Below are 20,396 nucleotides of genomic sequence, written 5' to 3'. Positions count from 1 at the left end.
GACCGGCACGTTATAATACTCCCCTAATCTCATCCCGTCAAGAAATAATGTGTGAATTAGCGGCGTAGCGGGGAATCCCCCCTCATGCTTTCGAAATATGAATGAATTTCCGAGTAGGAAGAGCGATATCGCTTTTTCCAATTCATCCGGTTTCACGTAAAATTTACTTCAGGTTGATGGGGAAAAGGAGGCTCTGCATGCACAAAGTGATCAAAATCAAATTTACGCTCTTTTACGGCGAAGCACCTGAAGCAGATTGTTACGGGTACATGGAGTTGAATCGGGATGGCAATATGATCGCGCTCTATAACAGGTATGGCGAGGAAATAGACATGTATGGCGGACATGAATTTATCAGGGTGCGGACGCTTGGCAAATTCGATAACGAAGACCGCGATAATTTTTACTCCTTGTTAGAAAGTGATGGTGTGGGGTAATCTGCACGGCAGGCTGGCGGTTTGGTATCAAGGCACTACGAAATAACTATTCGGGAGGTAGAAAATGGACAACCGGATTCAAGAGGCAAGTGGAATGAAGAGAGGGCCGATGTTAACCGCACTACTCATCGGTGCATTTGTTGCCTTTCTTAACGAAAATTTGCTTGCTAATGCGCTTCCTGGATTGATGCGGGAATTCAATGTTGCTGCCGCGACCATACAGTGGTTATCGACAGGTTATATGCTCGTTATCGGTGTACTCGTGCCGGTGACCGCATTACTGCAGCAATGGTTCACGACTCGCCAGATGTTTATGTCTGCGATGGCGTTATTTTTGGCCGGTACCTGCTTATGTGCAGTATCCCCGGGATTCGGAATCTTGCTGACAGGCAGGGTTATTCAGGCTTGCGGTACAGGATTATTGATCCCGTTGATGATGAATACGATTCTCGCCCTCTATCCTCCAGAACGCCGGGGTGCTGCCATGGGTCTCATGGGGCTGGTCATCATGGTCGCCCCTGTCATCGGGCCGACTTTGTCTGGTTTGATTATCGATACCTTACACTGGCGCTGGCTGTTCTACATGGTGATTCCTGTCGCACTATTTTCGATTATTTATGCATTCATCTACTTGAAGAATGTGACAGAACTGACCAAGCCAAGGGTGGATCTTGTATCCATTGTGATGTCAACCGCCGGTTTCGGCTGCGTTACCTACGGCTTCAGCCAAACAAGTGTATCTCTTGGGCCTGCTGGTTACGGATCGATTGCAATAGGCAGCCTGTTCTTGCTCTTGCTTGTATGGCGACAGCTCAAGATCAAAGAGCCGTTGATCGATCTTTCAGTATTCCGGCATCCCACTTTTTCTCTGGTTGCGGTATTGATTGTTATTCTGATGATGGTTCTATTCTCCACAACAACATTGCTGCCGTTCTATATGCAGGATGTGATGAAGTTGACAGCATTCGCAACAGGCTTACTTCTTATGCCAGGTAGCATTTTGAACGGGATCCTGATGCCGGTGTCGGGGAAATTATTCGATAAATTCGGACCGAGACGCGTAATTGTGCCCGGCCTGTTCCTGATCGCCATATCGTTGTGGCTGTTTGCCGGCATCGACAGTGATACAACACAAGGTTCCGTGCTGTTCAACCATGTCCTCTTATTCGTAGGCATGTCATTCGTCGTCATGCCGGCTCAGACGGCAGGATTGAATCAACTTCCACGTCACCTGGTCCCTCATGGCACAGCCATATACAATACGCTTCAACAGATTGCAGGTGGAATTGGCATCGCATTGTTCATCGGCATCATGTCGTCTGGAGCCACTCGTTATCTTCACCATTCGCTCGATCCCACTGCAATGCATGAGAAGACACAAAGCATGGTTTCCGGTCTACAAACGGTTTTTTGGATTGAATTTATTCTTGCAATACTTATTTTGGTGCTGGGTTGGTTTATCAAAAAGACACCTGAGCATAATTGATTCATTACTATATAGATTGAACTTATAATTCTTCTATTTTGGGATTGGCCGTGACTAGAGAGAATGTTTGGACTTCCAGCCGCTGTTAGGTTTGGATTTCCTGAATTTAACCGCGAATCGCGGTAGAAATCCAAACCTTGCCCATGCTGCCGAAGTGAGCTTTCCTGCGGAAAGCTTTCAGGCGGACGCTATCGCTCCTCCAGTTCCAAAATCCCCCTACACATACAGCCAAACCCCCGCCACCGTCATTAACCCGGGCAGCGCTGCCTCGTCCACCTCCACGTTGTCATACCATCCGCCCACGGCCAGGTTAAGCAGCAGATAGAAGGGCTGGTCGAACGGCATGATGCCCGGCTCCAGCTGGCGCTGCGCGAAGCAATACCCGTCTACCAGCCAGCGAATAGAACCCGCATCCCATTCCAGCGTATAATCGCGGAACTCATTGATGATTCCGTCTTCAAGCTCGTGGGTGAATTCCTCAACCACTTTGCTGTCAAGGTCCTTTCCGTAGTGCAGCGTGCCGGCGATCTGCCGGGGAAGGCGGCCCTTGGCCTCTAGAATGTCGAGCTCTCCGGAGGCTGGCCAAGGCCCGTATGCCAGATCCTGCGGCAGCAGCCAGATGGCAGGCCATAGACCCTGCCCTACCGGCAGCTTGGCGCGTATGACAAGCTTACCGTAGCAGAAAGAGAAGTGATTCCTTGTATCTAAACGGGCCGATGTATACGCAAAGCTCCTTCCATCCTTCTCAACTGTTTCAAGACACGCGCGCAGGTTTAAGCCGTACTCATCGAAATAGAGATTGTTCGGGTGATCCGTATAGAACTGCTGCTCGCCGTTCCCCCAACCGGCATAGATGGGATTATCGTTATTATCAAGCAGATCGTTGCCTATACGGATGTTCCAGAGACTCAAATCACCTCCGCCGTTCACAAAATCCTGCTCCCATATCAGCTTACTCATCCAAGACACTCTCCTTTCCATTTAACCACAGCATAATGCATTTCAGTGCCCGGCCCGAATGAATCCAAAAAAATGGGATAGGGTCAAAAATCATGCCCTTTTTTTCCTGGGTCTTTTTTCTTACGATGAAAAGGAAGGGGGGGACACGAGACATGTTTCAATTTCAAACGAAACAAATGAAAGCGTTTTTTAGACAGTGGCAGATGCAAAGCATGGTCATTCCGGGAATCATCTGGATGTTGATCTTTTGTTATTTTCCGATGCTGTGGCTCATTATCGGCTTTATGGACTATAGTATCGCGAAGCCTATGCTAGAGTCGCCGTTTGTCGGACTGAAGCACTTTCAGGATTTTGTGACGGACGACCGGTTCTGGCGTTCGATCCGTAATACGCTGGGGATGAGCAGCATCAAGCTTGTGCTGGGGTTTCCGATTCCGATTTTGTTTGCTCTGCTGCTGGGCGAAATCCGCAGCCTGCGCTTCAAGCGCACTGTGCAGACCATTTCGTACCTGCCGCACTTTATCGCCTGGACGATCTTCGGCGGCATCGCGCTCAACTGGCTGGGCGAAGGTGGTGTGGTCAACCAGCTGATGATCACACTCGGACTGCAGAACCGCGAAATTCTCTTTAACAGTGACCCGAAATATTTCTGGTGGATTACCTTTTTTACCGATACGCTGAAGGAAACAGGCTGGAGCGCCATCATCTACATCGCGGCTATATCCGGCATCGACCCTGGTCTGTACGAGGCCGCAGAGCTTGACGGAGCGGGCCGCTGGCAGCGCATGTGGCACATTACCGTGCAGAGCATCCGTCCGACCATCGCTATTCTGTTCATCCTCGCCGTCAGCGGCATTCTCGGCAGTAACTTTGAGCAGATCTTTATGTTAAAAAACAATATGAACATGAAGATGGCCGAGAGTCTCGATCTCTATATCTATAACATGGGACTTGTGTCGGGACGCCATTCTTTCTCAACAGCCGTTTTATTTGCCCGTTCCATCGTGGCGCTGGGGCTGCTGTTTATGGCGAATCAGACATCCAAAAAATTGACTGGCGACGGCATTTTCTAGAAAGGGGGCCAACCGGTGAAAAGACGCTCAGGACTAAGGAGCATCGGAGTATTTGAAGTCTGCAACACCCTCCTGATGCTAGGGGTATGCTTTCTGACGCTGTACCCCATGTGGTTCGTGCTTATTAACTCGCTTAATGCGCCGGAGCAGGCGTTGCTGGGCACCGTCAACTGGTTCCCGGAGCAGTTCTCGCTGGCCAGCTACAGCGTCGTATTTAACGACAAGACAATGATGAACGGGTTCGTAATTACAACCCTGCGCACCGTAATCGGGTCGGCTGCACATGTCTTTTTTACCGCCATAATAGCTTACGGCATGAGCAAGACGACGCTGATCGGCCGCAAGCTGTATATGAAAATCGCCCTGATTACCATGCTCTTTTCAGGCGGACTCATTCCAACGTTTATCCTGATGACGAAGCTGGGCCTGTACGACAACTTCTGGGTATTCGTCATTCCCGGCATGTACAGCTTTTTTAATATGGTCATCTTCATGAGCTTTTTCCGCACCATTCCAGACAGTCTCGAGGAATCGGCCAAGGTAGACGGGGCATCAGATTACGGCGTGCTGTTCCGGATTGTACTGCCTAACAGCATGGCTGTGATCGCTACCATCTCGCTGTTCTCGGCAGTCTATCACTGGAACGATTATTATCAGGGCGTTATCTATATCCGCTCGCAGGAGATTCTGCCTTTGCAGACCATTTTGTACAAAATCATTGCCGAAAACTCCATGTCCTTCATGCAGCAGCAGGCGATGGCCCAGTTCGGGGCAAGACTGCCCGGCAACTCCATAAAGTTCGCCTCCATGATGGTGGCTACCCTGCCAATTCTGGTGTTCTATCCCTTCATTCAGCGTTATCTGGTCAAAGGGGTTATGATCGGCGCTATTAAGGGGTGAACCGGATTCCCTAATCAGTAACTTACAAAAAACCGAAAGGATGATCTTCTTATGAAGCGTAAACCCGTTAAAAGAAGTCTGACTATCATGCTGGCCTTGATGCTGTCGCTGGCTCTGGCCGCGTGCAGCGGCAATTCCGGCAATAATGAAAGCGCCCCGACCGCACAGCCCGCAGACTCTACACAAGCGCCGCAGAACGAAGCAACGCTGAATCCCGATGAGCCCGCATGGAAACTGGATACGAGTCCAATCGATTTAACCTGGTTCGTCGGTGCCAACTGGTACGCCCACTCCTGGGGCGAAAGCTTGACCTCCAAGTACATTACAGAGAAAACAGGCGTCAATGTTAAGCTCGAAGTCCCTTCCGGCGAAGCGAACGAGCATATCACCTTAATGATGACCTCCGGCCAGCTGCCGGACCTTATCTCCATGGGATCATGGGAAACTGCTGTCAAAAAACTGTGGGAAGGCGACCATGTCTATGCCTTAAACGAACTGGCTGACCAGTATGACCCTTACTTCTACAAGGTGGCGGGTGACGGGACCCTGAAATGGTACCGGCAGGAAAACGGCAACACCTATGGCATTCCGAACGACTCCTACAGCCCGAACCTGATGCATGAAACGGGTATGACGGCGGCCAACCAGACGTTCCTTGTACGGAAGGATCTGTATGAAGAAATGGGCAGTCCAGACCTCAGCACCCCGGAGGGCTTTCTGAACGCGCTGCAACTGTTCAAGGATAAATATTCGAAATATAAGGGCCAGCCGATGAGCCCCTTCTTCGCCCAAGGCAATGTGCCATACGGCATGACTGAATATCTGCATAATCTGTTGGCCATACCGCACGAGAAGGACGGAAAAGTATATGACCGCGTAACCGATCCCGAATATATTGCCTGGCTGAAAACATTCCGCACCGCTTACGAGCGCGGGCTGATCAACGTAGACTTCCTGGTGGATTCCGATACGCAGGTGGAGGAGAAAACGAATAACGCGCGCTATTTCATGATGATCCGTGAATGGTCCGGTATGACGGCCGTGAATCCGATGCTGGCTGCCGGCACCAACCCCGATTCGTATTATATCGCTGTGGATGGACCGCAGAACAGCAGCGGCGACAGCGCCAAGCTGTTCCCCGGCAATATGGACGGCTGGATGGTGACGATGATCAGCAAGTCGACCAAAAATCCGGAACGGGCCATCCGCTTCCTGACCTATCTCTCCAGCGAAGAAGGGCAGCACGATCTGTTCCTCGGCAAAGAAGGCGAAACATGGGAGACGGTGGACGGCAAGCCTCAGCTCAAGGCTGACATGCTGAACCTGATTGAGAGCGATATTGAGACGCTGGAGAAGCAGTATGGCGTGCTCGATACGTACTGGATGATGCGTAACCCGGTTATCGTTAACCAGTGGAGACCGGAGAAAGCACCTGTGATCAAGCAGATGGAGGACTTCGCCAACGCTCAGGCCGATATTGACAGCGGCATTTACAAGGGGCTGGACCCGCTGGGCGATTCCGAGGTTGCAGTAGCTTGGTCACGGATTTCACAGAACTGGGAGGAAGTGCTGCCGGAGCTGATTACAGCCAAGGATGAGGCTGCGTTTGACAAAATCTTCGCAAGCTTCCTTGAGCGCCGTGACAGTTACGGCTTTCAGCAGGTAATGGAGTTCCGCCAGGCCGAGCTGGATGTGCGGAAAGCGAAAATGGCCGATTAACAGTACTGCCGGCTGCCTGAGGGCAGCCGGTCTTGCCTGCTTACTCAGAAGTTTCAGTAAGTTCGCTCATTCTCCTGTTTACCTGCCTGAAGGTTTGTAATACATGGTATATTACAAATGTAGGGAGGTATGGGAATGAAGGCTGTATGGATGAAAATAAGGAAGCTTTACCGCAATTCCCGTATATCGCAAAAATTATTTCTGGCTTTCAGCCTGATGATTGCCATTCCTGCCATTGTGGTATCCTTCCTGTTTATCCGTGCGCAGGAAACCCAGCTCTACAAAGACGCCATGGCCACCGGCAGCAGCCACGTCTCGCGCCTGGAGGAACAGCTGCGCAGCCGCATGGATATGCTTGAGAACGCTTCCTCAACAGCTCTGACGCAGAAAGCATTTGTGGACTTCATTCATTCCGATATGCGGGCCGACGGTCTGCGGCTCGTCAAGTTCAGGCAGAATCAATACGAGCAAATGCATAATATTATTCAAAGCTACGACATGGTTAGCGAGCTAAGCTTCTATGTTGACAACCCGAATCTGTACGAGATCTGGCCGGAAATCTATCATTATGACCGCTTCTGGCCGCAGGACTATTGGAGGTCACTGCGTGAAGAGAACGGAGCTGCTTACCGCTTGTTCTCCCTTCAGGACGGAGAGCATACGTTATCCTACTACAGATTGGTGCGCCTTCAGGGACAACAGTACAAGCGGCCTACCATTATGGAAATCCGGACCCGGCACAGCGTCTTTTTCAGCAATCTTTTGGAGGAGGAGACAGGGGACAATTTCTTCTCTGTTGTCATGGATGGAACCGCTCCTTCACGCCATGTTTATAATACCTCGCATGCTTTTGCCCTGGACGCAGGCGAGCAGCTGGATGAGATCCTTACCCGCGTTCACGGGCAGCTCGACGTACTGCAGCATAACAACCCCGTCGAGGTCCGGGCCGGTGATCAAACCTATTATGCGCTATACCGTTACATCGCGCCGCTGGATGCCTATGTCATTGATATCGCTTCCCGCCATGATCTGATGAAGGGGCCGCGAAGCTGGTACCTGCTCGTCGTGGCCATTACATCCTGCGTGCTGCTGATGATGCTGCTGTTAGTTTCATATATGACCCGGCGTATTTTCCGCCGTCTGGAGATGGTACTGGCTTCCATGCGCAAGGTGCGCAGAGGCCAGCTTGATGCCAAGATCCATACAGGTCTTGGCGACAATGAACCCGGTGATGAAATCGACTATGTCGCCGTCAGCTACAACAACATGCTTGATGAAATTCAGCGCCTGATGAACCAGGTCGTTGATAAGCAGCTGATCGCCAAAAACGCACAGCTCCATTCGCTCCATTCGCAGATTAATTCCCACTTCCTGTACAACGCACTAGAGTCGATCCGGATGCATGCGGAAGTGGAGCGGCAGCCGGCCATCGCCGGAGCTTTGGTGTCACTAGGGTCGCTGCTGCGTTACAGCATGCAGTGGCGGGGCGATACCGTCAGTCTCGGGGATGAGCTAGCCAATATTCAGAGCTATATCCGCTTCATTAACTTTATGGAAGGCAGCAGCTTCGAGCTGCGGGCGGACCTTCCGCCTGAGGTGCTGCGCTACCCCATTCCGAAAATGTGCATGCAGCCCATTGTGGAGAACGCCGTGCAGCATGCAGCGCTCCCGGGGGGCAGCGTCATCATCGAAATTAACGTAACCGTGGAGAACAACCTCATGCTTCTGATCGAAATCCGCGACAACGGAGCCGGCATCAATTCTCAGACGCTCAGCAATCTGCAAGAGGCGCTGGAGGATGAGTCGGATAACCCGATTGTCGCCAGCCAAAACGGCCTCGGATTAGAGAATGTGCACAAACGGCTGCAGCTGCACTACGGCAAGGGCAGCGGCCTTTCAATTGATAGCATACCGGGCGTCTATACATGCGTCACGATACGGTTGCCTTGGGAACAAGTCAATCTGGGGGGATGGTAAAAGTTGATTAATCTGCTGATTGTGGACGATCAGAAGCATATCCGCGACGGTCTGCAGGCTATGGTGCGCCAATTCCCGCTCCAGCCGGACAACATTTACTGCGCGGGGAATGGCATTGAGGCGCTGCAGCTGCTTCGTCAGAACAGCATCCAGCTCGTCATTACCGATATCCGCATGCCCGATATGGACGGACTGACGCTGATGGCGCACGCACGGGAAGAGCACATCACAGCTGATTACCTGATCATTAGCGGATACGGCGATTTCGCTTATGCCCAGAAGGCGATCGAACTGGGGGCGAAGGGCTATTTGCTCAAGCCGGTGAACCGTGAGGATCTGCAAGCCTCGGTTGAGCATGTGTGGCAGGAAATCCGGACCCGGCAGGCGCTTTCGCGCAACATGGAGCAGCTATCCCGGCTCGCCCGGGAGACGGACCGCAAGGAACTCAGCCTATACATGCAGGGCTCGGTAAGCGATGAGGTGTGGGTGGGCGAGACGGAGCAGCAGAATGCGGAGCTATGGCGCAGCTACCGGCTCTGCCTGCTGCGCGAGGAGCGGCGGATTAACCAGCCGGGTGCCAGCAGCGCCCACAGCATGGAATCCATCGCCTACCGCGTGTATGGCAGTGAGGGCTGCATCTGCCTTCAGCACCGGCCGCACCTGATATTAGCCGTTGATGCCTCTGTTCCTACCGACAAGCTGCCCGCCGCTCTCAAGACCGCACAGATTGGCGCTACAGCCGTCATGACCGGGCCGCAGCAAGGGTTAAAGGCGCTTCCCTGCGCCTACACCGAGGTCCAGGAGTTATACCGGCACAGCTATTTATTCCCCGAGCTGCGCTGCATGCTGCCGGAGAACATCGCGGGGCTTATGCAGCAGTGGCAGCTTCCCCATGAGGAGCTGTACGCTTTGTTCCGTTTCATCGGGGCTAACAACGACGGCAAAATCGCCGAGGGCATCTCGATGCTTTTTCACAAAGATGTGCTGCAGCGTTATCACATTCAATATACCGATCGGTTATGCCGGGCTGTGGTGCAGATGCTGGAGGAGTACGAGTGGGTGATACGGCCTTACATGGGGGAGGATGCGCTCGATATTGAATCGCTGCGTAACCTGTATGACTATCCGGGTATCCGTGATTATATTCAGGCGCTGCAGCATCAGATGCTGCGTCTCAACCATTTCTATTACGAGTTTAAGTGCAGCTACCGTAACTCGCAGGACCTGAACGAAGCGATCCGCTTCATCCACGAAAATTACCACAAGCCGCTTGATCTCGCCATGGTTTCCAATCATGTATCGCTGAACTACGCTTATTTCTCCAACCTGTTCAAAAAGAATGTCGGTAAAGGGTTCGCCGAATACTTGCGTGATGTGCGTCTGGATAAAGCCCGGCGGCTGCTGGCCGAGACGGAATATAAAATCGTCGAGATCACGCCGCTGGTCGGGTATGAAAGCTACAAAAGCTTCACCCGGGCCTTCCGCGAAGTCATGGGCATGCAGCCCACGGAATACAGACTGATGATCCGGCGGAAATAAGTGTGACGATCCCCCTTTATGGGGGATTTTTTGGGTTCATCCTGCCTAAAGCCAAAATAATGGGCCTTCATATAAAATCCTGTACCTTTAACCCAATTATTCCATTGGTTAGAATATAGATGTAATAATCTGTAAGCGTTTTCTTTTGTGCCAAACGATTCTAAAGGAGGGCAAGTATGAAACGAATGTTCAAGGCTGAGATTAGGTTTACACGCAAAGCATGGAGCCTGTTCCTCGCGCTGGTGATGCTGTCGGGCATTGGCTTGTTACCAGCTTCCAGGGTTCAGGCGGCAGGCAGTACTGTAACGTCCATGGCTTATTTCTCGGCGGCAGACGGGCCGGTCATCTCCAAATCCGGAGTGGGGCAAGCCAGCTTTGGGTTTGTTATGCCGGTCTTCAATGGAGGCGCCGCCAGCTGGAGCGACGTTTCCGGCGATGTGGGCGTTAAGGTGAAGAAAAGTGGCAATTGGGTAGACATCGACAGCGCAGGCGGTTATGTCTATAACCAGAACTGGGGACACTGGAGCGACGGCGGCGCGAATGGCTACTGGTTTACGCTAACGGCCACCACAGAGATTCAGCTATACTCCAAAGCCAATAGCGGAGTTACACTGGATTACACGCTTGTGTTCCAGAACGTTAACACCGCAACCATCACGTCGATGACGCCGACGCAAGGGCCAGCACTTACGGCGGGCTTCACCGGCAGCGCAGGTTTTACGTATCCCGTCTTCAACAACAATCCGGGCCTCATCTATGATGCGGTAGCTCACGATCTGAAGCTGTCCGTCAAGCCCGTTAGCAGCAGCCAGTGGATTAACATCGACAACAATGCGGCCAGCGGCTGGATCTATGACAGCAATTTCGGCCAATTTACTGAAGGGGGCGGCGGTTACTGGTTTAAGGTAACAGAATCAATCAACGTCAAGCTGGAGTCGAAGACCTCTTCCGCCAGCCTCATCTACACCATTACCTTCAATCAGCCTGTCCGCAACTCGTTCGTCCTCTCCGCTTACGACGGTACCACCTACACAGCGGACAAGAGCGGCGCCATCGGCTTCCCGTTACCTAAGATTGACGAAGGCGCACCGATTGGCAGCGAACTAGGCAACTTCGTGTATCAGATTAAAATAGGCGGGCAATGGGTCGATCTCAGCAGCTCCGGCCAGAGCGGATTCGTCTACTCGGGTAATGGATACAATAACATGTCCGCCGCCAACCAGTGGGGATACTGGGCAGACTATGTCTACGGCCTGTGGTTCCAGCCGATTCAGGAGAACATGGAAATCCGTATCGGCTACCCGTTAAACGGGCAGTCCGGCGGAAACGTCGGCAGCAACTATGTGTATTACAACTTTATTGGCAACCCCAATGCACCGCGTCCCGATGAAACCGACCATGAAGACATTGCCATCGGGACGCCAAGTGATCCGGCGATCGCCGGCATGAACCTCATCTGGCAGGATGAATTCAGCGGCACCTCACTCGATACAAGCAAATGGAATTATGAAACAGGCTATTACATCAGCGATGATGCTAACAGCTGGGGCTGGGGCAATGCAGAAATGCAGCACTACACGAACAGCACACAGAACGTATTCGTGACTGGCGGACAGCTGAACATCCGGGCTTTGAACGATCACCGTTCGTTCCCGCAGGACCCGAACCGGTACGCGGAGTATTCCTCCGGTAAAATCAACACCAAGGCTCATATGTCCCTTGAGTACGGCCGGGTGGACATCCGCGCCAAGCTGCCTACCGGCGACGGCATATGGCCGGCGCTCTGGATGCTTCCAGAGAATTCCGTATACGGAGCCTGGGCTGCATCCGGCGAAATCGACATCATGGAAGCCAAAGGGCGGCTGCCCGGCACCACCAGCGGGGCTATCCACTTCGGCGGCCAATGGCCGGTGAACCGCTATATCGCCGGTGAGTATCACTTCCCGCAAGGGCAGACGTTCGCGAACGATTACCACGTCTATTCTATGGTGTGGGAAGATGACAACATCAAATGGTATGTAGACGGCAAATTCTTCTTCAAAGTAAGCCGTGAGCAATGGTATTCTGTCGCCGCACCGAACAATCCAGACGCGCCGTTCGATCAGCCGTTCTACCTCATCATGAACCTGGCAGTCGGCGGCCATTTCGACGGGGGCCGCATACCGGACCCATCCAGTATCCCGGCCACAATGCAGGTGGACTATGTGCGGGTGTACAAAGAAGGCACAGGCGGCGAAAATCCCGGCAATCCGGGCAACGTTCCAGTTAGCGGCGTCACCGTCATACCGTCCTCTTTCCAAGTAGAGGTAGGCAAGAGCGTCCAGTTAACTGCGGGCGTAGCGCCTTCGAACGCTACCAACAAAGGGGTCAACTGGTCGGTCTCCAATCCCGGCATCGCCTCCGTCAACGCAACCGGCAGCGTAGCCGGCCTCGCGCCGGGCGTTGTCACCGTAACAGCAACAACTGCTGACGGCAGCAAAACGGCCGCCAGCACTATCACTGTCGTCACGCCGTCACCCGGCACCGTCGTCATAGGCGACAGCGTGCGCGGCCTGAAGAAGACCGCCAACAACCTGCAATTCTACGTTAACGGCGCGACCTTCGCCGACCTGCACTACAAGATCAATGGCGGCGGCCAGATCAACGTCGCCATGTCCTCTACAGGGAACGGCAACTTCACCTACCCGCTCCTCAACCTGCAGCAAGGGGATACAGTGGAATACTCCTTCACCTACAACCCGGGTCAAGGAGCGCTCGACACACCTTGGCAGACGTATGTGCATGGATTGACACAGGGGGTTCCGGAGTAGGGATTTAGGCGAAATGAGCTGATTAAGCGGAATGAAACAACCAAGCGATGCCCCTGGGGCATCGCTTGGTTGTTTTTACCTACTCATATATCTTTGAAGCGTATAAAATATCAGCAAATATCTTCCAAGTTGGTTGTGATGGGGGGGGGTGCTATAATCAGTAAGCCATGCTTCCATCGCTTCAAGATAGCTCTATTCTAATTGCCTCGATATAAAGTAATCATTAAATGCGTCACCGAAAACTCGACGGAGCTGGGATCCGGATCTACTTCCCAATTGACATTGCTCATGAATACATTCCACCTTTATGATATGTTTCTGAGAAAGGTCGCCCTATCTCCAAAGCACTGCGATATTGCATACTCCTAATATTCAAAAACGCTACTGACAACGTGATGTCAGTAGCGTTTTAGCATTTTTTCAGCTTCCTGGTAAATCCGATTTCGGGTTCCCTCCCCAGTGGGCCGACGGTTCACTTTTACCCATCTATTATCACAATCCAACCATCATGCCCTTGTACGTAAAGCGCTATTATTTTATGGTTTTTTTAATAATGTAACGACAAAGGAGGTTTTCCCCATCGAACTTTTTGCCTCAATTTCCCCGCCATGTAATTTAACGATACTTTTAGCAATAGCAAGTCCTAGGCCTGATCCACCCGTGTATTCAGAACGTGACTTTTCTACTCTATAAAATCTCTCAAAAATATAGGGGAGATCCACACTTGGTATTGCTTTTCCATAATTTTTCACTTCAACTTCAACGGTTTGCCTCGAGTCACTTACTATAAGATCAATGTATTTTCCTTCTTTTCCATATCTCATAGCGTTTTGAATAAGGTTTTCAAACACCCTGGCAATTTTATTGCCATCTCCTACTATGACAGGACTATCAGTCGTTATGAATGTCCTCATCTGCATGCCCGCTTCTTGCATCTGAATCCTGTGTTGTACAACTAATTGATTAATCATTTCTTCAATATTAATAAATTGATCGCTTATAAGGGTTTCTTTGTTTTGAACATAGGTATATTCAAACAAATCATTTATTAAATGATGTAAGCGTTCGACCTTTGCATACACAATCTGTATATAACCTCGAAGCTCCACTTCGTCCCTATATTCATCTTCATTTATAAGATTCAAGTATCCGATGATAGAGGTTAGAGGTGATCTAAGGTCATGGGCAACATTCGTCACCAAATCATTTTTAATCTGTTCTGATCTTCGCTCTTCCTCAATGGCCTTCTGGGCTTGAATTACGACATTATTAATGTGGGCAGCAAGTTCATCTAAACCAGCTTCCGCTCTCTCTTCTATTCTATAATCAAAGTAACCGTTAGCAATAAGCTCAACTTCACGTATCATACGATTAAATTCAGTTGAAATATAGCGCTTCTTTTCCATTCGATAGAACAAGAACAGATAGAAACAGAGAATCAAGACAAACAAAAGTACAAGTATACTCTTTCCCATTAGAGAAAAAAGGATACTCGCTATGAAATCTAACGCACTATACTGCTGCTCATAATAATAAATCGAAGGAAGTAGCATAGCTACCGTTATCGTTGATGCTATTAGCGATAGCAGAGCATAGAGAATTGCTTTCCAAACTGGGATTGTTTTTATAATGAAAAACGTATTATTTTTCAATTTTATAACCAACTCCCCAAACCGTTTGAATAATCGTCTCTCCTGTTGCAGCAGCAATTTTGTCTCTTAGGTTACTAATATGAACCATAACGGTCTTATTAGATCCTGATCCTATTTCATTCCATACCTTTTCAAAAATCTCTTCTGAGCCGAACACTCTTCCGCGATTTTTGGCTAACAAATATAAAATATCAAATTCAATAGCTGTCAACCTTATTTCTTGTCCCTGAGCATGAACAGCATGGCTTTGTTTATCAATTTTCAAGGAGTGAATATAGATGCTATCTGGATCTTTAACCGTTGGTTGATAATTAGCTCTGCGTAGTAATGCCTTTACTCTCGCTGTTAATTCCAATGGATTAAAAGGCTTAATCATATAATCATCAGCACCTGTCATCAAACCAACAATTTTATCCATGTCTTCTGCTTTTGCACTTAACATCAAGACTGGAATTTCATGCTCTTTTCGAATTTCTCTACAAACATCCAGTCCATTCATTTTGGGCATCATAATATCTAATATCACGAGGTCAATAGAGTGACGCTCCATGAATTGAAGTGCTTCAAGTCCATCCTGCACTGTATAAATTTGATAGCTTTCATTGCGCAAATACACCCCAATTAACTCGGCAATCTCTTTATCATCGTCTACAATAAGTATTTCGGTAGTCATATATTCCCCCCTTCAAAACCATGTCCAACGTCCCCCTATCATAATCTTATCTTATTAAATAAATTATTCCCATTGCTTCTCTTTAATAGTCCGTTTATTACTATATATCCCAAAATCGCTCCAACAGTATTGGCAATAAGATCATTAATATCTGTGCTCCTGCCGTTGCCAAAAATAATTCTAATCATCATCTGAAATACCTCAATGAATAAACTTAAAAAGAATCCGTGATAAGCTACGTTTTTTAAGGAGTCAAACTTTCTATTGAGCAGTGGCAGATACACACCAAAAGGCATCAACATTATGATATTTAATACAAAGGTTTTTACGTCGATCGTTAATATTGGAATGAAATTAATCGTTTTGTACCAAGGAGTTAGATTAGCATATTTGCCAATATTCACATCGATGGGGAAGAACACTAACTGGATGACACACAGTAAGTAAATACTAAACGTTATTACTATAAAATATTGGCCTACATTTAGTTTTCTTTCTTTCCACGGAGCACCTACAATCAGATACAGAAGAACTAATAAGAATAAGGGTACCAGAAAATATGTTGATTGAATCGTAAACACAATGGATTGTTCCACGTTATTTCCTCCTAATTTAGGTGACTGTCTTTCATTAATTTTGACAAGAAAAAATGGGACTGATTGAAACAGCCCCATTTTATCAATCCATCATTATTTAGTAACCGGAATGATATGACCATCGATCGATATACTTGTGATCTTCGCTGTATTTAAGAAGACTTTTTTTCCCTCTCGGTCTAAATTATAGTTCCATTTAAACCCTTGATCTAATGTGCTTGCCGAGCCTAAATGAAGTTCAGTATCCTTGCCATCTGACGTCGATATGCTAACTTTGGGGTTATATTTCGGTAATTGATCCGTTTGCCCATCTAAACGATTACCTTCAATGCCAATCCCAATCGTAGAAATATTAATGGTTTGAATGGACAGCTTTTCTTGTTGCTGTGAAAGGGTCTGATCAATTCCGATATTGTACGATGTACTGCTCTCTTGTGCTGTAAATGTATTTTGGAATGGACCTTTAGCAATAACAGCTCCTGTATTATTCACTACTGCATCCGCCTTAATCGTAACTTTCTTTCCTTTCAAAGGACTTGGTGTGTCGACATCAAACATGGCGATGATCTTTTTACCATCCTCTGTCACTCGTTGCTCCACCATGTAACTAGCATCCTTTGCCCAATTTAGTTCAGGCGTAGCAATGGCCGCATCTTGAGGGAAAACCGTGCCGTCTTCGTTCTCAAAAGAAACGATGATCATCGCACTATTTTCTCCAATAATGCTTTCTTCTACCGTTGTTTTAATCCCTGCCGTTACTTTAGACTGATTAATCAAAGTCGCAGATTCCCTAGAAATTTCGGTATTTCCATTGAAAAACTCTTTGAAAACAGCCTTATCTGTTGAAGCTAACGCTGAGGTTCCCATCGCCATTAATGATATTGCTGCTATCGCTGTACCCACTACCCACTTTTTCCTTGCATTCTTCGTTGTCTTATTACCATCCTGATTGTTGTTCATTGTACATCCCTCCAATATTTTTTTGGTTGTGTTCTTGGTGAATGTACTTAGTATAAACAGCAGTTTCTAAGTTCCTTTAAAGAACGTTTAAAGATTTAGTAAATTTTCAGGGGAGATCACACAGAAAAGCGTCGGCAAAGCGGACAAGAACTACGCTGGACGATTCGAACGACGAAGTATAATGTTTTTCTTTTGGGACAAGGCGACCTGTTGATCAGTCCCCTTTCTTCGAAAATCGCTTTATTCAACTACCGTATCCGTGCATTAGGTTAGTGTACATCCAGTTAGATGTCCCCAAGAAGAGCGTCGAGTTGCTCCCACCGCTCCGCAGTGTGGATCATTTCTTCGGCAAAACGGACAGGGACCATGCTGGACGATTCGAACGACGGCTGAATCCACCAAAGCGATTCGATACACCAGTCGTACTTGATTGCCCTCAAAAGCGAGCCCGGCGGTAGCCGCCGCACACTACGGTAGCCTTCAGTGAAAGCGACCACTGCATCCTTGTGGAATCCGCGCTCGCTGAGCGTGCCGGAAAGGACAGCCCGCCCGAGGTCCAGCGCCGGAAACGAGTAGCGTGCCCGGTCGAAATCAACGATGGCTGCCAGAGCATCTCCTTCGAAAAGCAAATTGTCTGCCCACAGATCGAGGTGAGCCCAGCCGGCAGTCAGAGGCTTAAAGTCATCATCTCCAAGGGAATCAACAATCGCCTTCTGTAATTGCAATGCGTTCCGGACGCGCTCAGACGAGTTACGAGCCGCCTCCCAACTTACCTCCCAGGTGCGCTCCAGCTCCTCGCGAGACAACCGCCAAACAGGTTCCTCTGGCGGCACTGCTGCTCCGAGGCCTGATGCCATCGCGGAATCCCAGACGGTATGCATATCCGCGGCAGCCCGTCCGAGTGCGTGCATCCTATGCTCACCGATCTTGCCAGCAGGCACCATAGCGCCCGGACAACACGTCATGACGGTCATGTACCTTCCGCACGGCAGAATGTGCATGCAGCGCCCATCCAAAGTCAGCGGCTCAGGACACGGTCCTCCCGACTGGTAAAAAAGAAGTTGCAGTTGCAGCGCATTTTCAATCTTGCCGCGAAATTCCGGATCATGCATCTTAAACCGCTCAGGGTGATAGCTTTTGGCGAACAGCCACCCCTTGTTCGTCTCGACAATCCACTTCTCGTTCAATAGCCCACGCTTAACACGCTCGGCGGACAGCAACTCAGCCGAAAAATGCTTTTTCAGCCAGTCCGCGATTTCGTTGACTAATTGGTCCTCAGTCGTCAACAGCATTTGAATCCAACCTTTCTAAATCCCTCCGCACCCGAACAGCGAAACTGCGCAGAGAGCGTAGTAGAGTTTTGAAACTATTAATGAAACAATGTTAAAAAGAGGCGGTTCTCCCCTTTCCGGGGGGATACGCCTCTGAATGGTCAGGTCACGGCCATGCTTTGGCCTTGTTATATGCTTCATAGTAAGAATATTATGGGGGTTGGGAATAGTCAAACTAAATAAGGCAGAACATTGTATTGAGCCTTCCTTCTATTATATAAACCCCTGAGATAACAAAATCTTCTGTACTTCAACGACTTTGATTAGCAATAAAAGTGCAGAAAAAATAGCAGCAATCACCCGGCTAACCCGAGAAGTGATTGCTGCTAACGCAATGAGTGTTATATTATTAATTTTTGTCCAAAGCGTAGTCAGATAGCTCCTTTTCTTATTCTCAGTACTAATTATTTTTGTACAATTCGAAACCTGCTGATCATTTCGCTCACTTGTTGGCTTGATTGTTTCAATTGTTCAGCTGCACTATGCAGATGGGAATACGCTTGACTCTGATCGTTAGAAGCCGAACTGATCTCTTCTGTGGCAGACGCTGCATCTCGAGCTACATCGGATATCTTGATAATGGATGAGACCACCTGTTCCCTGTTAACATTCATCTGCCCTATATCCCCATCCATCTCTTGAATCGAGCAGATGATTTCCTTTAGCATATCCGTAATCGATTCAAATACCGTTCCCGACTCCTGAACAATAAGAGATTGTTCGGAGATAACCACCTCTGTCTGATTCATGACCTGCAACGTTTGAGAAACTTCTTCCTTGAGGCGTGCAATAGTTGTGTTAATTCTCTCTGTTGAGTCATAAGTCATGGTCGACAGCTTGCGAATCTCTGTAGCGACGACTGCAAATCCTTTTCCGGAGTCGCCGGCACGCGCCGCTTCTATGCTCGCATTTAATGCGAGGAGCTTCGTTTGCTCGGATACTTCATTAATCGTTTGTACGATTGTGGAAATCGTAAGCATCTGTCCTGCCAGGCCTTCAATATGCTGTACGACCAGTTGGTTTGCTTCTGTCGTTTGGAGATTGTGATCCTGCAATTTCTTTACTTTATCCATGCCGCCTCTTAAGACGATTTCCGCCTCCGAAGACAAGCTGGTCATTTTTTTGTTCCTTACATTTACCTTTTCAATCGTGTCCGATAGCGCCATCGCTTCACGGCTCGTTGTCTCTGCCAAGGACGCCTGCTCGGAAGCACCAAATGCAATTTCATTAATGCCCAATGTCATTTCCTCGCCGGTTGCCGTTGTTTGTTCCGCAATAGAGGTAAGTTCATGAGCGGAAGTATTTACATCGCCAATCGATTGGCTTACTATCGAAATGAGTTCTTTCATATGAGATGCCATTATATTAAAATCAGCGGTTAATTCCCCAAGCTCATCCTGGGAGAAGGTACGTATATCGACGGCCAGATTGCCCTCCGCCATCTCTCGGACACGTCCGCGCAAATAACGGATCGGATGATGGATGGATCGGATGATCAAATAACCAAGCAACGATGAAGCGATCAAGCCTGCCAATGTTAAGAGGATAGTGATCAATCGCAGGAAGCTGTATTGTTTTTGTGTGCTTTCCAACATGATTTGATTATCATCGTAGTACAGATCGCCTATGTCATCCAACGTGTCTTCCATCTGGTCAAACTTTTCGCTGCCCTCCTGATACGAAAGAAGATTCGCCCTTTCACGGACAGTTGAATCCTTTGACGATAATCCGTCAATCACTCTCTTGGAGACCGATTCATACGCTACAACCGCTGCTTCGTGGTCTTGAATCAACTTTTCCTCATTATCAAAAATAGTTCCGATTGACTTATACTTATTAAGTCTCTTCTTCGCCGACTCCTTCTGTTTTCCATAATCCTCCAGTTGCTCTAAAAATTGTTCCGACCCTGGTTCATAACTATACAGCGAACGTTCTGCCAACAGCATCTGATATAGGTCGACGTCCGCTGTACGAATGATATCGATGACTTCCGCTCTGACACTGAGGCTCTCCTCAAGCGAGGATTGCACCCGCTTCAAATTGTAAATCCCAGCGCCTCCGATCACAAGGCTGGTGATTACAGTAACGACGACCGTTAGAATTACTTTGTTCCTGATCGTCATCATGAACTTCTTCCCTCTCATTATGCCTCACTCCCATCTAGTCTCTCTCGAGGTAACATGAAGTACTATTTGTCATCGTTTGCAGAAATTGTGAAATTGTTAGAAACCAAGAATCACGCACATGGTAGGTTTGTTGCTTTTGGATCTCCTTGAACGAGTA

General features: G+C 48.8%; 15 protein-coding genes and 1 pseudogene. 8 read left to right on the top strand and 8 right to left on the bottom strand.

Annotated elements, in window-relative coordinates:
• Window positions 1-197: 197 nt before the first annotated feature.
• Both NYE29_RS10620 and NYE29_RS10615 read left to right on the top strand, forming a co-directional pair.
• Window positions 198-437 (top strand): hypothetical protein, encoded by a 240-nt coding sequence (locus tag NYE29_RS10620; protein ID WP_038598107.1) that lies wholly within the window; start codon window positions 198-200, stop codon window positions 435-437.
• A gap of 64 nt (window positions 438-501) precedes the next feature.
• A complete protein-coding gene (locus NYE29_RS10615; protein ID WP_076111817.1) occupies window positions 502-1,923 on the top strand; it encodes an MDR family MFS transporter in 1,422 nt (473 codons plus the stop codon).
• Window positions 1,924-2,139: 216 nt separating this feature from the next.
• Here NYE29_RS10615 and NYE29_RS10610 read toward each other — a convergent pair whose 3' ends face one another.
• Window positions 2,140-2,883, bottom strand: a complete 744-nt coding sequence (locus tag NYE29_RS10610) for a glycoside hydrolase family 16 protein (RefSeq protein WP_076111816.1) — start codon at window positions 2,881-2,883, stop codon at window positions 2,140-2,142.
• A 152-nt stretch (window positions 2,884-3,035) separates the two neighbouring features.
• Between NYE29_RS10610 and NYE29_RS10605 the strand changes: the two genes are divergently transcribed.
• The 6 genes from NYE29_RS10605 to NYE29_RS10580 all read left to right on the top strand — a co-directional run bounded on the left by NYE29_RS10605 (window position 3,036) and on the right by NYE29_RS10580 (window position 12,901).
• The gene (locus NYE29_RS10605) at window positions 3,036-3,956 is read left to right on the top strand and encodes an ABC transporter permease (RefSeq protein WP_076111814.1); all 921 of its coding nucleotides are present in this window, start codon (window positions 3,036-3,038) and stop codon (window positions 3,954-3,956) included.
• Between the two features lie 15 nt (window positions 3,957-3,971).
• Entirely contained in the window at window positions 3,972-4,856 is an 885-nt protein-coding gene (locus NYE29_RS10600; protein ID WP_076111812.1) for a carbohydrate ABC transporter permease, read from the top strand.
• Window positions 4,857-4,907: 51 nt separating this feature from the next.
• On the top strand, window positions 4,908-6,575 hold the full coding sequence (locus tag NYE29_RS10595) for an extracellular solute-binding protein (protein WP_340895893.1): 1,668 nt from the start codon (window positions 4,908-4,910) through the stop codon (window positions 6,573-6,575).
• A 135-nt stretch (window positions 6,576-6,710) separates the two neighbouring features.
• On the top strand, window positions 6,711-8,552 hold the full coding sequence (locus tag NYE29_RS10590) for a sensor histidine kinase (RefSeq protein ID WP_340895891.1): 1,842 nt from the start codon (window positions 6,711-6,713) through the stop codon (window positions 8,550-8,552).
• Between the two features lie 3 nt (window positions 8,553-8,555).
• Entirely contained in the window at window positions 8,556-10,091 is a 1,536-nt protein-coding gene (locus NYE29_RS10585) for a response regulator (RefSeq protein WP_340895889.1), read from the top strand.
• Between the two features lie 176 nt (window positions 10,092-10,267).
• Entirely contained in the window at window positions 10,268-12,901 is a 2,634-nt protein-coding gene (locus NYE29_RS10580; protein WP_340895888.1) for a family 16 glycosylhydrolase, read from the top strand.
• Between the two features lie 79 nt (window positions 12,902-12,980).
• On the opposite strand, the pseudogene NYE29_RS34565 reads toward NYE29_RS10580, so the two are convergent.
• From NYE29_RS34565 to NYE29_RS10550, 7 genes and pseudogenes are all read right to left on the bottom strand, one after another.
• A pseudogene (locus NYE29_RS34565) lies at window positions 12,981-13,043 on the bottom strand (DUF7660 family protein); the annotation flags it as partial.
• A gap of 394 nt (window positions 13,044-13,437) precedes the next feature.
• Window positions 13,438-14,553: a sensor histidine kinase gene (locus NYE29_RS10575; RefSeq protein WP_076111866.1), complete on the bottom strand. Its 1,116-nt coding sequence runs from the start codon at window positions 14,551-14,553 to the stop codon at window positions 13,438-13,440.
• On the bottom strand, window positions 14,543-15,226 hold the full coding sequence (locus tag NYE29_RS10570; RefSeq protein ID WP_039832860.1) for a response regulator transcription factor: 684 nt from the start codon (window positions 15,224-15,226) through the stop codon (window positions 14,543-14,545). The genes NYE29_RS10575 and NYE29_RS10570 overlap by 11 nt, the downstream gene beginning before the upstream one ends.
• Window positions 15,227-15,264: 38 nt before the next feature.
• Entirely contained in the window at window positions 15,265-15,822 is a 558-nt protein-coding gene (locus NYE29_RS10565) for a VanZ family protein (protein ID WP_076111793.1), read from the bottom strand.
• A gap of 93 nt (window positions 15,823-15,915) precedes the next feature.
• Complete coding sequence (locus tag NYE29_RS10560; RefSeq protein WP_076111791.1) at window positions 15,916-16,782, bottom strand: hypothetical protein; 867 nt, start codon at window positions 16,780-16,782, stop codon at window positions 15,916-15,918.
• 284 nt (window positions 16,783-17,066) lie between these two features.
• Window positions 17,067-18,074 (bottom strand): phosphotransferase, encoded by a 1,008-nt coding sequence (locus NYE29_RS10555; protein WP_076111789.1) that lies wholly within the window; start codon window positions 18,072-18,074, stop codon window positions 17,067-17,069.
• 443 nt (window positions 18,075-18,517) lie between these two features.
• On the bottom strand, window positions 18,518-20,257 hold the full coding sequence (locus NYE29_RS10550; RefSeq protein ID WP_256718153.1) for a methyl-accepting chemotaxis protein: 1,740 nt from the start codon (window positions 20,255-20,257) through the stop codon (window positions 18,518-18,520).
• Window positions 20,258-20,396: the final 139 nt, after the last annotated feature.

The organism is Paenibacillus sp. FSL M7-1046, assembly GCF_038007405.1.
In the GTDB taxonomy this organism is placed as follows: domain Bacteria; phylum Bacillota; class Bacilli; order Paenibacillales; family Paenibacillaceae; genus Paenibacillus_AQ.
The sequence above is the reverse complement of the archived record's forward strand: the minus strand, read 5'-3'. Positions and strand labels throughout refer to the sequence as shown.

Excerpts from the sequence above, each read along its gene's own strand:
- NYE29_RS10555 (WP_076111789.1), bottom strand. The coding sequence starts at position 18,074 with ATGCTGTTGACGACTGAGGACCAATTAGTCAACGAAATCGCGGACTGG.
- NYE29_RS10615 (WP_076111817.1), top strand. The coding sequence starts at position 502 with ATGGACAACCGGATTCAAGAGGCAAGTGGAATGAAGAGAGGGCCGATG.
- NYE29_RS10570 (WP_039832860.1), bottom strand. The coding sequence starts at position 15,226 with ATGACTACCGAAATACTTATTGTAGACGATGATAAAGAGATTGCCGAG.
- NYE29_RS10550 (WP_256718153.1), bottom strand. The coding sequence starts at position 20,257 with ATGAGAGGGAAGAAGTTCATGATGACGATCAGGAACAAAGTAATTCTA.
- NYE29_RS10560 (WP_076111791.1), bottom strand. The coding sequence starts at position 16,782 with ATGAACAACAATCAGGATGGTAATAAGACAACGAAGAATGCAAGGAAA.
- NYE29_RS10590 (WP_340895891.1), top strand. The coding sequence starts at position 6,711 with ATGAAGGCTGTATGGATGAAAATAAGGAAGCTTTACCGCAATTCCCGT.
- NYE29_RS10605 (WP_076111814.1), top strand. The coding sequence starts at position 3,036 with ATGTTTCAATTTCAAACGAAACAAATGAAAGCGTTTTTTAGACAGTGG.
- NYE29_RS10580 (WP_340895888.1), top strand. The coding sequence starts at position 10,268 with ATGAAACGAATGTTCAAGGCTGAGATTAGGTTTACACGCAAAGCATGG.
- NYE29_RS10595 (WP_340895893.1), top strand. The coding sequence starts at position 4,908 with ATGAAGCGTAAACCCGTTAAAAGAAGTCTGACTATCATGCTGGCCTTG.
- NYE29_RS10620 (WP_038598107.1), top strand. The coding sequence starts at position 198 with ATGCACAAAGTGATCAAAATCAAATTTACGCTCTTTTACGGCGAAGCA.
- NYE29_RS10610 (WP_076111816.1), bottom strand. The coding sequence starts at position 2,883 with ATGAGTAAGCTGATATGGGAGCAGGATTTTGTGAACGGCGGAGGTGAT.